The organism is Achromobacter sp. FW305-C-28 (assembly GCF_058783235.1).
Map to the genome: position 1 here is coordinate 32424 of NZ_JBYSYL010000009.1, position 14835 is coordinate 47258.

Below are 14835 nucleotides of genomic sequence, written 5' to 3' on the forward strand. Positions count from 1 at the left end.
TACTAAAACTAATGTGGGGATCAGCCACCAGAGAAGCTGCGTCTTCAGGGTACGCGTGCGGTTTTTTTTCCTGGAAAACCGGGTTTTTTCCGGAAAACTAGTTGTCAACAGCGTTCTCCAGGCAGTAGCCCATGCCGCGCATGGTGGTGATCTGCACGCCTGTTTCCGCCAATTTTTTGCGCAACCGGTGCACCAGAACCTCGATGGCCTCGAGGTTGATGTCGGCATCGTCGGTCACGATCCGATCCAGGATCTGCTGCTTGTTGATCGGTTCGCCGCTTTTCTGGATCAGGACCCGAAGTACCGCGTGTTCACGTGGGGATAACTGCAAAGTCTGTCCCGAGACCGAGAATTTTTGCGCGGAAGTCTCGAAAACCAGGTTTCCCAGGGCAAGTCGCGGATGTTCGCGACCTCGGCTACGCCGTACCAAAGCGATCAAACGCGCTTCCAACTCTTCCACAACAAACGGTTTTGGCAGGAAATCGTCTGCGCCCTGGTGAAGTGTCCCGATTTTTTCGGCCAGTGAATCGCGCGCGGTCAGGACCAGGACCGGCGTTCGATCGTCCCGCGCGCGAATCTTCGCCAGCAAAGTGTGGCCATCGATGCCTGGCAATCCCAGGTCCAGCACGACCGCATCGAATTCTTCGACGGCCAACCTTCTTTCGGCGACCAGTCCGTCATCAGCCCACTCGACGACGAAACCCGCATGTCGGGCCAGGCTTCTGGCCAACCAGCGAGCAAGTTCAGCTTCGTCTTCTATCAGGAGGATGCGCATGGACGGAGTCCGGGGGGGCGTGGCTGGGAGATAGGAGAAAGCATGTTTGTCTTTTCCCTGTATTTCTCTTTATATAAAGACTAATGATTAATAAGGCCTGTGGATAACTACCTTAACCTTGGAAACCTGTGCTTTTTCATGAACTTGCGGCCGTTTTTGGCTGTGCAAGAACTCTGTGTGGGAAAAAAGTTGAAGTTGGACAAGATTTCGGACCCGGCCCAAAACCCCAGCTTGTTCAACTTGCCTCCACACAATGTGCACAACCTGCCGCCTTAGGAGTTATCCACAGGCCCTTTTTGGGAAGCCGGGGTCGGAAGCGGCACTTTTACCCCGAAAAACCGCCCATTGCCTACCCTGGTTTTCGCCCCTTTCCAGCCCCGTAAAGGGCCCTGCAAGCGCTTGGAAAATCGGCCTTGCCAGGGGAGGAATCCCTGCCGCGGTTGACGATTGCCTGAACAAAAAGTGAGCAGTTTTCCGCCGTAGAATTCGGCCATGGCACGACAAATCAGAATCAAGAAACCGGCCTGGGCGACCTGGCTGAGGGGCCGTTTGCTGGCCGATAACTTGCCCGTCACGCTGTGCGCGGCGGCATTGATGGGACTGGCCGGCGCGCTGGCCACTGTGATATTTCGAGAATTGCTGGGCGGGATCCAGATGCTGCTGGCCGGGGCGGACGAACCGCACGGCATGGTCTCGCTGGCGCGGGGCCTGTCGGCCTGGCAACGATTCCTGCTGCCGGCAATAGGCGGCGCGATTGCCGGGCTGATCCTGCAATGGGCGGCCAGCCGGCTGCCCAGGCGCGGCGCCGCTGACTATATGGAAGCGATCTCCATCGGCCGCGGTGTCATCGGCTTTCGGCAGACCGTGGCACGTAGTATTTCTTCTTTGTTTTCAATTGGTTCCGGCGCATCCATCGGCCGCGAAGGCCCCATGGTGCAGCTGGCTGCGATGTTCTCTTCATTGTCCGGCCGCTACCTGGTGTTGCCGCCGCGCCATCTGCGCCTGTTGGTGGCCTGCGGCGCCACGGCCGGGATCACCGCGGCGTACAACGCGCCGATTGCCGGCGCCTTGTTCATTTCCGAAATCGTCTACGGCGCGATTTCGTCGGCCACCCTGGTTCCGCTGGTGGTGTCGTCGGTGGTCGCCAACATCGTGACCCGCCAGATCCTGCACTACGACGCGGTTTTCCATATGCCGCCGTTCGACTTCGTATCGGGCTGGGAAGTGGTCAATTATCTAGGTCTGGGGCTGATCGCCGGCCTGGTGGCGCCGCAATTCCTGCGTTTTCTGGATACGTCGAAGGCACTGTTTCGGCGCATGCCGTTGCCATTGTGGACCCGGATGGCGGCAGGCGGACTGGTGGTGGGGGCGTTGTCGGTGTTCAAGCCCGAAGTCTGGGGCAACGGCTACAGCGTGGTGAACAGCATGCTGCACAGCGAGTGGGCCTGGCAGGCGGTGGCGGCGGTGCTGCTGTTCAAGATCGTGGCAACTGGCGCCAGCGTGGGCTCGGGGGCGATTGGCGGCGTGTTCACGCCAACGCTGTTCGTGGGGGCGGCGGTCGGCGCCCTCTATGGCAGCGGGCTGCATGCGCTGTTTCCTGCGGGTGACCTGTCCGCCGTGTCGAGTTATGCCGTGGTGGGCATGGGGGCGCTGCTTGCTGCCACGACGTATGCGCCATTGATGTCGATACTGATGATCTTCGAGATGACGTTGAGCTACGAGGTCATGCTGCCGCTGATGCTCGCCTGCATCACGGGCTTTGTCATCGCGCAGAAAATCCGGCCGGATTCGGTGTATGCCAAGTCGTTGGCCAGCAATCGGATTGCTCGGGAACAGATCCGTGCAGTGCCGTCATTGCCTGTCGACAAGCCAGGGAGATCTTGAGAAAAGTGCTTTAATAAAGGGGTGAAATCCCCTTTTGTTTTTTATGAGTAAAAGCTCATATTGTTCTTGTTGCCCAAGAAATGATGAAAGCGACATCGCCATTTTTCTTGGCTTTCAGAGTTGAATATGGCGTTGGAGCGCGTATGATCATGCGCGTTCGTGATCTTCAAGAATATGAGTGATTACTCATTTATTAAAAGGAGCCTCATCGCAGAGGCTTGGTCATGAACACGCGCTTCAAACCAATCTCTTCGGCGCGGTGCGTTTCAACGTAGCCATAGCGTTGATAGATGCCAATGTTCTCGGTCATCGATTCCTGCGTGTAAAGCCGTATCTGCCGATAGCCCGCCTGGCGCGCCTGAATCTCGGCCCACTGCATCAGTTCGCGTCCATATCCCTTGCCTTGCGCGGCCGGAGAAACAGCTACGTTGTCGAGCAGCAAGCAGTCCGGCTCGCGCACCAACACCAGCACGGCCTGCACGCCGGCGTCGTCTTCCAGCACTTGCGTCTGGCCTTGCGAGATGCGTTGGCGGTAGTCGTCACGCATCGGGCCCGGCGTGGCGCCGATGCGGTCAATGTAGTGGCGATAGGCGTCGTGGACGATGCGTTTGATGGCGGCCAGGTCGGCGGTAGTGGCCTGGCGGATGCGGTGTTGACGGGTCGTGGGCGTCGAAGACACGATTTCTCCATGCAATTTCCGTGCAGATCGACTCTAGCAAATTTCAGCTTTCTCCGAACTCGAAATCGTCCATGAGTCGGCGCAATGCCGCGCTTTCGGGGCCATCAGGGTCGATCTCTTGCTGTTGCTCGAAAAAGAACCCGACGAGATAGAACTCATCGTCATTCCTGATCTTGCCGCGCTTGATGATCGCATCAAGCTTCCTCTCGTCCTGCTCGTAAAAGTCGGGGTAGGTAGCGATCACGATCGCTCGGTATGCCATGTTGAACGCATGGCGACCTTTCGGTGGGGCAGCCCGCGAGAAAATGGACAGGCCTTCCCGCAATGACTGCATCATGCTACTTGTCAAAGCCGCCGCTGACACTTTGCCCGCGTCCATCTCTTGAATCCACTCGTCGCAGTGCTTGTTCCAGTGCTCTCGGAATTCCGTAATGATGGGGTCTTTCAGTGATGACAATAAGTAGACGATCTCGTCTTGCACGCTGATGGCTCTCAAGGCCTCGGCTCTTTTCGAGGACGGTCGCGTCATGGTCTGGTGATGAGCCCTATGTTCAGATAGATCGGCGTATGCAGGCAGCCCTGCTTCACGCCGAAAACACGCATTGTGCGTGTCGGCAGGGCTCATCGACTGTAGGAAAAATCGGCAAATGCGACTTTCTGTTGCGCTATTTCCCGATGCAGAAGCTGGAAAAGATCTCCCCCAACAAATCATCGCTGGTGAATTTCCCCGTGATGCTCGACAGGCTGTCATGCGCCAGCCGCAGCTCTTCCGCGAACAGGTCCAGCACTCGGTCGTCCTGTTCCGCGTGCTCCGCGGCCAGGGCCAGGTGTTCGGCGGCGTCCTGCAGGGCGTGCAGGTGACGTTCGCGGGCCAGCCAGGGGGATTCGGCGCCGGGGTTCCAGCCGGCAATCTGCAGCAGTTCGGCGCGCAGCGCGTCCAGGCCGGCGCCGCGCTTGGCCGAGATGCCAAGTTCGCCCGGGCCGGGTGCGAAGGCTGCGGATAACAGGTCGACCTTGTTGAACACCTTCAGCACCGGCGTGCGCGGCGGCAGGCGTGCGGTGATCTGGGCATCGAGTTCGTCGCCGGGGGCGGTGGCGTCCTGCAGGTGCAGGATGACGTCGGCGCGCTCGATTTCCTGCCACGTGCGGGCGATGCCGATGCTTTCGACCGTGTCGTCGGTTTCGCGCAGGCCGGCGGTGTCGACGATGTGCAGCGGTACGCCGTCAATATGGATCTGTTGCACCACTTTGTCGCGCGTGGTGCCGGCAATGGGCGTGACGATGGCGATATCGTCACCGGCCAGGGCGTTGAGCAGGCTGGACTTGCCCACGTTGGGCTGGCCGGCCAGCACCACGTGCAGGCCTTCGCGCAGGATGACACCCTGACGGGCTTGGGCGATCAGGCGGTTCAGGTCGTCGGCCAGCTTCTCCAGGGTGGGCCGGGCCTGGTATTTCTCGAGGAAGTCGATTTCTTCTTCAGGGAAATCCAGCGTGGCCTCGACCAGCATACGCAGGTTGATGATGCGGTCGGACAGATCGTTGACGTGGGCGGAGAATTCGCCGGACAGCGAGGCCATGGCGCCGCGGGCAGCCGCCACCGACGAGGCTTCGATCAGATCGGCTACGGCTTCGGCCTGGGCCAGGTCCATGCGGTCATTGAGGAACGCGCGGCGCGTGAATTCACCGGGCTCGGCCAGGCGTGCGCCCAGGTCGCGGCCCGCGGCCAGGCAGCTTTCCAGCACGCGGCGCAGCACGGCCGGGCCGCCGTGGCCCTGCAGTTCCAGCACGTCTTCGCCGGTATACGAGTGCGGCGCGCGAAAGTACAGCGCGATGCCTTCGTCGAGCAGTTCGCCGTCCTGCGACTTGAACGGCAGGTAGTGGGCGTGGCGCGGCGTGAGGTCGCGCTGGAACAGGCGGCGCACCAATTCGGACAGGTCCGCACCAGAAACGCGCACGACGCCGATGCCGCCTCTTCCGGGGGCGGTTGCAATGGCGGCGATGGGGGCGTGGACAGACATATCAGGGACAAGGCTAAGCGAGAACAATAGGGGAATATAACTGTTGCGCGGCGGCTTGTTTGCTGGTTAAGGTGGCCCCGAGGTTTAAAACCCAAAACAGCTCAGGGAGATCACGATGGCATATCGGTTTTCGCGTGCGTTGGCCTGTGGTTCGGCCGCGGTAATGCTGGCTTTCGGCACCTTCAGTTCGGCGCTGGCGCGCGATCTGGTGATTGCCCTGAAAACCGAGCCGTCGTCGATGGATCCGCAGTACCACGCCCTGACGCCGAATACGCAAATCTCCCAGACCATCTTCGATACGCTGGTCGCGACCGACGCGCAGCTCAAGCCCGTGCCGGCGCTGGCGGAGTCCTGGACTGTAGATGGCAAGGTGTGGACGTTCAAGCTGCGTCCCGGGGTGAAATTCTCGGATGGCACGCCGTTCACCGCCGAAGACGTGGTGTTCACATATGACCGCGTCCCCAAGGTGCCGAACAGCCCGTCGCCATTCACGCTGTATCTGGGGTCTGTCGCCAAGACGGAAGCCGTGGATCCGATGACGCTGCGCGTGACCACCAAAGAAGTCGCTCCGAACCTGCTGGTGAACCTGGCGCAATTGCCGATCATGTCCAAGAAGGCCGCATCGGGTCCTGCGGCCGAAGGCAAGACGACGACGGAACTCAATAGCGGCGATGGCCTGGTGGGCACCGGCCCGTACAAGTTCGTGTCGTGGAAGCGCGGCGCGGAATTCGTGCTGGCGCGCAATGACAATTATTGGGGCAAGAAGCCGACCTGGGACAAGGTGATCTATCGCCCGATCAGCAATGCCGCGGCGCGCGTGGCCGCCCTGTTGGCCGGGGACGTCGACATGATCGAGGATCCCCCCACCGACGACCTGCCCAAGCTGAAGGGCGACAAGAAGCTGTATGTCGAAGAGACGCCGTCGGTGCGCGTGGTGTACGTGGCGCTGGATCAATATGCCGAGCCCTCGCCCGGCATCCAGGGCACCGACAAGAATCCGATGAAGGACAAGCGCGTGCGTGAAGCGCTGTCCCTGGCGATCAACCGCGATGCGCTGGTGGAACGGGTGATGGGGGGCGTGGCATTGCCGGCCGGCAACCTGCTGCCCTACCCCATGTTCGGGTCCAGCAAGGAACATTCCAAGGCGCCCAAGGCCGACGTCGAGAAGGCGAAAGCGCTGCTGAAGGAAGCGGGTTATCCCAACGGCTTCTCTATCACGCTGGGCTCGCCGTCGGGCCGCTACGTCAACGATTCGAAGGTGGCGCAGGCCATTGCGTCGATGTGGACGCGCATCGGCGTGAAGACCAGCGTGGATGCGATGGCGCCGCCGGTGTTCTTCAAGAACCGTGACAGCTATGCGTTCTCGGCCTATCTGGCGGGCTGGTCGGTGACCAGCGGCGAGATGTCCAATGCGTTGACGTCGTTGCTGGTGACGCGCAATCCCGAGGCGGGCCTGGGCACCACCAACCGCAGCCGCTATTCGAATCCGAAGATGGACGAGCTGGTGAAGGAAGCCTCGTCCACCATGGATGATGCCAAGCGTGCCGAACTGCTGTCGCAGGCCAGCAATATCGCGATGGACGATTACGCGATGCTGCCGGTGCACTTCGAACTGTCGGTGTGGGCGATGAAGAGCGACATCCGCTACCAGGGCCGTCCTGACCAGGTGACGCTGGCGCAGTTCGCGACGCTCAAGAAGTAATGCGGTCGTTGGGCAGGTTCCCGTGTTAGCGACAATCGTACGAAGGCTGCTGCAAACCATCGTCGTCATGCTGGTGATGTCGGCGTTGGTCTTCGCCGGCATCTACATGGTGGGCGATCCGGTATCGATGCTGGCCAGCCCGGAGGCCACCGAAGCGCAACGCGCCGCGATACGTGCGTCGCTGGGCCTGGACCTGCCGCTCTGGCGACAGTACCTGATCTTCATGGGCCAGGCGGTGCGCGGCGATTTCGGCAATAGCTTCCTGACTGGCGAGCCGGCCATGCATTTGATTCTCGAGCGCATGCCGGCCACCGTCGAGCTGGCCTGTGTGGCCATGCTGCTGTCGGTGCTCATCGGCGTGCCGCTGGGCATCCTGGCCGGGCTCAAGCCCAAGGCGCCGGGCTCACGCGCCATCATGACGGGTTCGGTGCTGGGCTTTTCCTTGCCCAACTTCTGGGTCGGCCTGATGCTGATCATGGTGTTCGCGGTGATGCTGGGCTGGGTGCCGGCGGGCGGTCGCGGCCAGACGGTCAGCATCGGGTCGCTGCAACTGAGCGTGCTGACGCTGAACGGCTGGTTGAGCCTGGCCTTGCCGGCGGCCACCATCGCATTCGCCAAGTGCGCCATGATCATTCGCGTGACGCGGGCGGCCACGCGCGAGGCGCTGCCGATGGATTACATCAAGTTCGCGCGCGCCAAGGGGCTGTCGGAAAAACGCGTGCTGGGCGTGCACCTGCTCAAGAACATCCTGATTCCCGTGGTGACGGTGGCAGGCCTGGAATTCGGCCAGGTGATGGCGTTCGCCGTGGTGACCGAGACCGTCTTTTCGTGGCCGGGCATGGGCAAGCTGCTGATCGACTCCATCATCAACCTGGATCGCCCGGTGGTGGTGGCGTATCTGCTGTTGATCGTGTTTTTCCTTGTCATGCTGAACCTCGTGGTGGACATCATCTATACGGTGCTGGACCCCCGCGTACGCCTGGATAGCCGCCGATGAATACGCCCGCGACCGCAAGCGCGCCGCCCGCCGCGGCCAAGGAACAGACGCCCTGGCGCCGCTTCGTGGCGGATTTCTTTGCCAGCAAGCTGGCCACGTTGGGCCTGGTGATGCTGGTGGTGATCGTCGGCGCGGCGCTGCTGGCGCCCTGGATCGCGCCGCAGAATCCGTACGACCTGGCGTCGCTGGACATCATGGACTCCAAGCTCAAGCCCGGCAGCGAGAGCGGCGATGGTGCCATGCGCTATTGGCTGGGCACGGATGGCCAGGCGCGCGATCTGTTGTCGGCCATTCTGTATGGCATGCGCACCAGCCTGATGGTGGCAACGGTGTCGGTGCTGGCGGCCTTCGGCATCGGCGCCACGGTGGGGCTGATCGCTGCGTACTTTGGCGGCCGCATCGACGCGCTGCTGATGCGGATTGTGGATATCCAGCTGTCGTTTCCCGCGATCCTGGTGGCGTTGATGCTGCTGGCGATTCTGGGCAAGGGTGTGGATAAGGTGATCGTCGCGCTGATCGTGGTGCAGTGGGCTTACTTTGCCCGCGCGGCCCGCGGCGCGGCGCTGGTCGAGCGCGGCAAGGAATACGTCGAGGCGGCGCGTTGCATGTCCTTGTCTTGGGGGCGGGTGCTGTTTCGCCATGTGTTGCCCAACTGTATGCCGCCGCTCATCGTGATCGCCACGATCGACCTGGCGCACGCCATCGCGCTGGAAGCCACGCTGTCGTTCCTGGGGGTGGGCGTGCCGGTGACCGAGCCGTCGTTGGGCATGCTGATCTACAACGGCTTCGAATACCTGCTGTCGGGCCAATACTGGATTTCGTTCTTTCCCGGCATTGCGCTGGCACTGGCCATCATCGCCATCAACCTGGTGGGCGACCACCTGCGCGATGTGCTCAACCCGCGCCACGCGAATTGAGGGCGGACGCGATGCAGACCCAAGCTGTGGAAAAACCGCTGGCCACGTCAGGCCCCGTGCTGCAAGTGCACGGACTGAAGACGCACTTCTTCACGCGCAACGGCGTGGTGAAGGCGGTGGATGGCGTCGACCTGACCTTGGCCGAAGGCGAGATCCTGGGGCTGGTGGGCGAGTCGGGATCGGGCAAGAGCATCACGGGCTTTTCGTTGATGGGCCTGCTGGACGAACCGGGCCGCATCGTCGACGGTGAATTGCGCTTGAATGGCGAAGACCTGCGCGGCGCATCGCCTGCGCGCTGGCGCCAGCTTCGCGGCCAGGAGATCGCCATGATCTTCCAGGACCCGATGATGACGCTGAACCCGGTGCTGCGCGTCGATACGCAGATGATCGAGGCGGTGCAGGCGCATCACAAGGTGTCGCGCGACCAGGCCCGCGACCGGGCGTTGCAGACCTTGACGATGGTCGGCATCCCGTCACCGCAGGAACGGTTGCGCACGTATCCGCACCAGTTGTCCGGCGGTATGCGCCAGCGCGTGGCGATCGCGATCGCGCTGCTGAATTCGCCGCGCCTGATCATCGCCGACGAGCCCACCACGGCGCTGGATGTGACCATCCAGGGGCAGATCCTGTTCGAAGTGCAGAAGCTGTGCCGCGAGACCGGCACGGGCCTGATCTGGATCACGCATGATCTGGCGGTGGTGGCGGGCCTGGCCGATCGCGTGTCGGTGATGTATGCCGGCCGCGTGGTGGAAACCGGCAGCACGCAGGATGTGATCAGCCATCCCATGCACCCGTATACGCATGGCCTGATCGCGTCGATTCCCACGCCTGAATCGCGTGGTCGGCCGCTGGTGCCGATTCCCGGCATGACGCCGTCGCTGCTGAACCTGCCGCAAGGCTGTGCGTTTCGCGGGCGATGTCCGCGCGCGACCGACGCCTGTCTGGTCGAACCGCAGCCCGTGGAAGTCCGCCCGGCGCAATGGGTGCGCTGCTGGCATGCCGGAGACCCAGACATCAAATGACCGCAGCAGAACGCGGCGTTGCCGCCCCCATCCTGTCCCTGCGCGGTGTGGAATTGCGATTCACGCAGCCCGTGGACCTGGCCGGCCGCATCGCCAACCTGTTGGGGGCGGGCCTGAAGACGCAGGTGGTACATGCGGTGGCCGGCGTCGACCTGGACGTGCAGCCCGGCGAGGTCATCGGCATCGTTGGCGAATCGGGCTGCGGCAAGTCGACGCTGGGCCGCATCGTGTCCGGCATTTTGCCGCCCTCTTCCGGAGAAGTGCACTACCAGGGCCACGCCGTGAAGGCCATGGCGGGGTCCGCGCGACGCGCCTACGAGCTGGGCGTGCAGATGATCTTCCAGGACCCGTATGCATCGCTCAATCCGCGCATGCGCGTGCGCGAGATCATCGGCGAGGCGCCGGTGGCGCATGGCCTGATACGGGCCCGCGACAAGGCTGAGTACGTGGCCGGCCTGATGCGCCAGGTCGGGCTGGACCCAAGCTTTGCGCAGCGCTATCCGCATCAATTCTCGGGGGGCCAGCGCCAGCGCATCGGCATCGCGCGGGCATTGGCGCTCAAGCCGTCGGTGATCGTCTGCGACGAGGCCGTGGCTGCGCTCGATGTGTCCATCCAGGCGCAGGTGCTGAACCTGTTCGAGCAACTACGCGACGACCTGGACCTGACTTACCTGTTCATCAGCCACAACCTGAGCGTGGTCAGCCATATTTCGGATCGCGTGGCCATCATGTACCTGGGGCGCGTGGTCGAGCTGGCGCCCACCGACATGGTGTTCCAGCGCGCCAACCATCCGTACACGCAGGCGCTGCTCAAAGAGCTGCCTACGTTGTCGCCGGGACGTCGTAGTTACCAGCCCATCAAGGGCGAGTTGCCGTCGCCGCTGGACCCGCCCAGCGGCTGTGCGTTTCACCCGCGTTGTCCACAGGCGATGGCGCGCTGCAAGACCGAACGGCCGCTGCTGCGCGAGATTGCGCCGGGGCAATTCAGCGCCTGCCATCTGAACGATGCGAACTGAGCCTCATCCGTAACAAGGCTGGACGCGGCGGGTGGCCAGCGCGAGAATTCCTGCGATAGTCCGTTTATGCAGACGTTGCCATTTCGATCCGAACCTCTACCGACCGCTTATCCACAGCCATGAAAACCCTAGCCGAAATCGAACGCGCCCACGGCGATCTGACCGCCCTGCGCCGCGATATCCACGCCCACCCCGAACTGGCCTTCCAGGAAACGCGCACCTCGAACCTGGTGGCCGAGCGCCTGCGCGAGTGGGGGCTGGAAGTGCACACCGGCCTGGGGAAAACCGGCGTGGTCGGCGTATTGCGCGGCGGCAACGGCGGCAAGACGGTGGGCCTGCGCGCCGACATGGACGCGCTGCCCATGCCCGAACACAACCGTTTCGCGCACAAGTCGACCATCAGCGGCCGCATGCATGGCTGTGGCCACGATGGCCACACCACGATGCTGCTGGGCGCGGCCCAGTACTTGTCCAAGCATCGCAATTTCGACGGCACGGTGGTGTTCATCTTCCAGCCCGCCGAAGAAGGCGGCAATGCCGGCGCGCGGGCAATGATGCAGGACGGCCTGTTCGACAGATTCCCGTGCGATGCCGTGTTCGGCATCCACAACATGCCGGGCATGCCGGTGAACCAGTTCGGTTTTCGCACCGGCCCCACCATGGCGTCCAGCAATCGCTGGGACATCGTCATCAAGGGTGTGGGCGGCCATGCCGCGCAGCCGCACGCGTCGGTCGATCCGATCATCGTGGCCGCCGACATGGTGCATGCGCTGCAGACCGTCATCTCGCGCAGCAAAGACCCGCTGGAGCAGGCCGTGCTGTCGATCACGCAGATTCACGCGGGCGACGCCTACAACGTGATTCCCGGCGAAGCCGTGCTGCGCGGCACCGTACGCACCTATTCGGTGGCGGTGCTGGACAAGATCGAAGCCGACATGCGGCGCATCGCCACGACGCTGCCGCAGGTGTACGGCGGCACCGGCACGCTGGATTTCGTGCGCGCCTATCCGCCGCTGGTGAACTGGGAAAAAGAAACCGCGTTTGCCGCACAGGTGGCCGAAGACGCCTTTGGCGCCGAGAACGTGGTGCGCGAGATGCCGCCGTTCATGGGGGCGGAAGATTTTTCCTTCTTCCTGGAAGCGTTGCCGGGTACGTACCTGTTCCTGGGTAACGGTGACGGCGACCATCGCATGGAAAGCTATCACGGCATGGGGCCGTGCCAACTGCACAACCCCAACTACGATTTCAACGATGCCTTGCTGCCGGTGGGCGCGACGTATTGGGTGAAGCTGGTCGAGGCCTTCCTGCCCGCGCAGAAGTGATTCCTTGACGTTCTGGCCGCGGATTCGCACCGCCCTTCAGCCATAAGCGCTATTAGCTTATGCATGCAGCGCATGAAGCCGCCCGACCTCCCCTGGGCGGCTTTTCTATATGACGGGAAGCTTTGTTCAAACGCCGATATCTTCGTTTGAGATACAAGGCGCGCTTTCCATAATCGATCATTCCTGATCCGCCCGTGGGCGGATCGCAGAGCCAGCGCAGGCGGCATTGCCGCCTCGTGAACCGGAGCGATCGATGTCCCAGAGCAATGCCGTGCGGCGTGTGGAGGCCGGCGCCGCCGCCCCCCAATCGCAGACGTTCGAGCTGCGGCGTTTGGCCGGCCCGGTTGGCGCAGAGATCATCGGCCTGGACCTGTCGCGCGAGCTGACGTCGGCCGACTTCTCGCGGGTGCACCAGGCGCACCTGGATCACCATCTGCTGGTGTTTCGCGACCAGCGCATCACGCCGCAGCAGCATATCGATTTCAGCCGCCGCTTTGGCCGCCTGATGATTCACGTGCTGCACCAGTTCCATCTGGCCGGGCACCCTGAAATCCTGATCGTGTCCAACATCGTCCAAGACGGCAAGCCTGTCGGTCTGGGCGATGCCGGCAAGTACTGGCATTCGGACATCTCGTACAAGGAACTGCCCAGCCTGGGGTCGCTGCTGCATGCGCAGGAGCTGCCGGCCGAAGGTGGCGACACGCTGTTCGCCAACATGCACCTGGCTTACGACACCCTGCCCGCGGCGCTGCGCAGCGCCGTTGAAGGCAAGCGCGCGGTGCATTCCTACCTGGCCAAGTACGGCCAGCTGCAGAAGGAAGGCAACTGGCGCCCCAACCTGAGCGCGCAGCAGGTGGCGCAGGTGCAGGAAGTGGTGCATCCGGTGGTGCGTACGCATCCGGAGAACGGACGCCGCGCGCTGTTCGTCAGCGAGGGATTCACGACCCGCATCGAAGGCTTGCCGGAAGACGAAAGCCGCCAGTTGCTGGACGAACTGTTTGCACACAGCATTCGGCCGGAACACCTGTACCGCCACCATTGGCAGCCGCATGACCTGGTGTTCTGGGACAACCGTTCGCTGATCCACCTGGCCGGCGGCACGCCCGACCATCTGCGCCGCAAGCTTTACCGCACCACGATTGAAGGCGATGTGCCGGTCTGACGCCGGTTCATTCACCGCCCCCGTACTTATCCACAAGGACCGCCATGCGTCTTTCCTCTGAACTACGTGAACGCCTGGTTCGCACCGCGACCGGTGCCGGCTTGGCGTTGGCGCTTGCGCTGGTCGCTCTCGCTTCGCCCACTCCCGCACTCGCGGTGCAAAGCTCCGCCGTCCTGTTGGCGGTTCAATAGGCGCGAGGCTCATGCCACGCCAGGCCTGTCCTGTGGATATCCCGCGGGACTGGCGCTATCGGACGCTTGCCTGAGCGAGTCGTCGACTCGCCTCTCTACAATAAGTCCTTTCGATTGCCCTGCCGGTCCGGGTCTTCACCGGGCCAGACGACTCGGCGCCATAGGACTGACATGCTGGCAACCTCTTCCATCGACTTGATCGGCAATACCCCGCTGGTGACGCTCAGCCGCATTCACGACGGTCCCGGGCGCGTCGTCGCCAAGGCGGAATTTCTGCAGCCCGGAGGCAGCGTCAAAGACCGCGCTGCCCGCGCGATCCTGCTGGCCGCCAGGACGGACGGCAGGCTCCAGCCCGGGATGCCGGTGGTGGAGATGACCAGTGGCAACATGGGGGCGGGCCTGGCCGTGGCCTGCGCCGCGCTGGGGCATCCGCTGGTGGTGACGATGTCTGCCGGCAACAGCCCTGCCCGTGCCCGCATGCTGGAAGGCCTGGGCGCCGAGGTGGTGCTGGTGGCGCAAGTGGATGGCGCCCCCGGGCAGGTCACCGGCGCCGACGTGCAGTCCGCCGCTGATGTCGCGGCTCGCGTCGCGGCCGAACGCGGCGGCTTCTATGTCGACCAGTTCAACGCCGTCGAATGCATTGCGGCGCACGAAGCGGGCACGGGCCGGGAAATTCTGGATCAATTGGGTAGTGCGCCAGATGGCTGGGTCGCAGCCGTGGGCACGGGCTGCACATTCATGGGCGTGGCGCGCGCCTTGAAGGCGGCCAATCTGGCGACGGTCTGCGCGGCAGTCGAGCCGCAGGGCTGCGAAGTGCTGGCGGGGGCGCTCGTCGTGAAGGCTCGCCACGTGATCCAGGGCACCAGCTACGGCGCCGTGCCGCCCCACTGGGATGCCACGCTGATGGACCTGAGCCTGGCGGTAACCGACGACGAGGCCGAGGACTGGCGCCGCCTGCTGGCCGTGCGCGAGGGGCTTTACGTGGGGTTTTCGGCCGCGGCCAACGTGTGCGCGGCGGTGAAGCTGTTGCAGTCCGGACGGCTGCGGCCGGATGCGACGGTGGCCACCGTGTTGTGCGACACCGGCTTGAAGTATTAGGCCCGGGATACCCGATTCAACGCAAAATCGGGTCAATGTAGGCCAAAGCTGT

The 14835-nt window shown here is 63.1% G+C and carries 13 protein-coding genes; 9 read left to right on the forward strand and 4 right to left on the reverse strand.

Features of this window, described 5'->3' with window-relative positions; translation table 11 throughout:
- Positions 1-97 precede the first annotated feature (97 nt).
- Positions 98-775: a response regulator gene (locus tag AC3WMR_RS20975; RefSeq protein ID WP_492264785.1), complete on the reverse strand. Its 678-nt coding sequence runs from the start codon at positions 773-775 to the stop codon at positions 98-100.
- A gap of 492 nt (positions 776-1267) precedes the next feature.
- Here AC3WMR_RS20975 and AC3WMR_RS20980 point away from each other — a divergent pair, with 492 nt between their 5' ends.
- The gene (locus AC3WMR_RS20980) at positions 1268-2659 is read left to right on the forward strand and encodes a ClcB-like voltage-gated chloride channel protein (protein ID WP_492264786.1); all 1392 of its coding nucleotides are present in this window, start codon (positions 1268-1270) and stop codon (positions 2657-2659) included.
- A 205-nt stretch (positions 2660-2864) separates the two neighbouring features.
- Here AC3WMR_RS20980 and AC3WMR_RS20985 read toward each other — a convergent pair whose 3' ends face one another.
- The 3 genes from AC3WMR_RS20985 to mnmE all read right to left on the reverse strand — a co-directional run bounded on the left by AC3WMR_RS20985 (position 2865) and on the right by mnmE (position 5356).
- The gene (locus AC3WMR_RS20985; protein WP_492264787.1) at positions 2865-3338 is read right to left on the reverse strand and encodes a GNAT family N-acetyltransferase; all 474 of its coding nucleotides are present in this window, start codon (positions 3336-3338) and stop codon (positions 2865-2867) included.
- Positions 3339-3381: 43 nt separating this feature from the next.
- Positions 3382-3819, reverse strand: a complete 438-nt coding sequence (locus AC3WMR_RS20990) for a hypothetical protein (protein ID WP_492264788.1) — start codon at positions 3817-3819, stop codon at positions 3382-3384.
- Positions 3820-4003: 184 nt separating this feature from the next.
- Positions 4004-5356, reverse strand: a complete 1353-nt coding sequence (gene mnmE, locus AC3WMR_RS20995; protein ID WP_492264789.1) for a tRNA uridine-5-carboxymethylaminomethyl(34) synthesis GTPase MnmE — start codon at positions 5354-5356, stop codon at positions 4004-4006.
- A 115-nt stretch (positions 5357-5471) separates the two neighbouring features.
- Between mnmE and AC3WMR_RS21000 the strand changes: the two genes are divergently transcribed.
- From AC3WMR_RS21000 to AC3WMR_RS21035, 8 genes are all read left to right on the forward strand, one after another.
- The gene (locus tag AC3WMR_RS21000) at positions 5472-7058 is read left to right on the forward strand and encodes an ABC transporter substrate-binding protein (RefSeq protein WP_492264790.1); all 1587 of its coding nucleotides are present in this window, start codon (positions 5472-5474) and stop codon (positions 7056-7058) included.
- Positions 7059-7080: 22 nt separating this feature from the next.
- A complete protein-coding gene (locus tag AC3WMR_RS21005; RefSeq protein ID WP_025140394.1) occupies positions 7081-8055 on the forward strand; it encodes an ABC transporter permease in 975 nt (324 codons plus the stop codon).
- Positions 8052-8972: an ABC transporter permease gene (locus AC3WMR_RS21010; protein ID WP_492264791.1), complete on the forward strand. Its 921-nt coding sequence runs from the start codon at positions 8052-8054 to the stop codon at positions 8970-8972. The genes AC3WMR_RS21005 and AC3WMR_RS21010 overlap by 4 nt, the downstream gene beginning before the upstream one ends.
- An 11-nt stretch (positions 8973-8983) precedes the next feature.
- Entirely contained in the window at positions 8984-9994 is a 1011-nt protein-coding gene (locus tag AC3WMR_RS21015) for an ABC transporter ATP-binding protein (RefSeq protein ID WP_492264792.1), read from the forward strand.
- Positions 9991-11010, forward strand: a complete 1020-nt coding sequence (locus tag AC3WMR_RS21020) for an ABC transporter ATP-binding protein (protein WP_492264793.1) — start codon at positions 9991-9993, stop codon at positions 11008-11010. The genes AC3WMR_RS21015 and AC3WMR_RS21020 overlap by 4 nt, the downstream gene beginning before the upstream one ends.
- A 119-nt stretch (positions 11011-11129) precedes the next feature.
- Positions 11130-12332 carry a M20 aminoacylase family protein gene (locus AC3WMR_RS21025; protein ID WP_175192304.1) on the forward strand — a complete coding sequence of 401 codons (1203 nt, stop codon included), beginning with the start codon at positions 11130-11132 and terminating at the stop codon, positions 12330-12332.
- Between the two features lie 253 nt (positions 12333-12585).
- Entirely contained in the window at positions 12586-13494 is a 909-nt protein-coding gene (locus tag AC3WMR_RS21030; RefSeq protein WP_492264794.1) for a TauD/TfdA dioxygenase family protein, read from the forward strand.
- Positions 13495-13856: 362 nt separating this feature from the next.
- Positions 13857-14783 (forward strand): PLP-dependent cysteine synthase family protein, encoded by a 927-nt coding sequence (locus tag AC3WMR_RS21035; RefSeq protein ID WP_492264795.1) that lies wholly within the window; start codon positions 13857-13859, stop codon positions 14781-14783.
- Positions 14784-14835 lie beyond the last annotated feature (52 nt).

Excerpts from the sequence above, each read along its gene's own strand:
- AC3WMR_RS20975 (WP_492264785.1), bottom strand. The coding sequence starts at position 775 with ATGCGCATCCTCCTGATAGAAGACGAAGCTGAACTTGCTCGCTGGTTG.
- AC3WMR_RS20980 (WP_492264786.1), top strand. The coding sequence starts at position 1,268 with ATGGCACGACAAATCAGAATCAAGAAACCGGCCTGGGCGACCTGGCTG.
- mnmE (WP_492264789.1), bottom strand. The coding sequence starts at position 5,356 with ATGTCTGTCCACGCCCCCATCGCCGCCATTGCAACCGCCCCCGGAAGA.
- AC3WMR_RS21000 (WP_492264790.1), top strand. The coding sequence starts at position 5,472 with ATGGCATATCGGTTTTCGCGTGCGTTGGCCTGTGGTTCGGCCGCGGTA.
- AC3WMR_RS21010 (WP_492264791.1), top strand. The coding sequence starts at position 8,052 with ATGAATACGCCCGCGACCGCAAGCGCGCCGCCCGCCGCGGCCAAGGAA.
- AC3WMR_RS21015 (WP_492264792.1), top strand. The coding sequence starts at position 8,984 with ATGCAGACCCAAGCTGTGGAAAAACCGCTGGCCACGTCAGGCCCCGTG.
- AC3WMR_RS21020 (WP_492264793.1), top strand. The coding sequence starts at position 9,991 with ATGACCGCAGCAGAACGCGGCGTTGCCGCCCCCATCCTGTCCCTGCGC.
- AC3WMR_RS21025 (WP_175192304.1), top strand. The coding sequence starts at position 11,130 with ATGAAAACCCTAGCCGAAATCGAACGCGCCCACGGCGATCTGACCGCC.
- AC3WMR_RS21030 (WP_492264794.1), top strand. The coding sequence starts at position 12,586 with ATGTCCCAGAGCAATGCCGTGCGGCGTGTGGAGGCCGGCGCCGCCGCC.
- AC3WMR_RS21035 (WP_492264795.1), top strand. The coding sequence starts at position 13,857 with ATGCTGGCAACCTCTTCCATCGACTTGATCGGCAATACCCCGCTGGTG.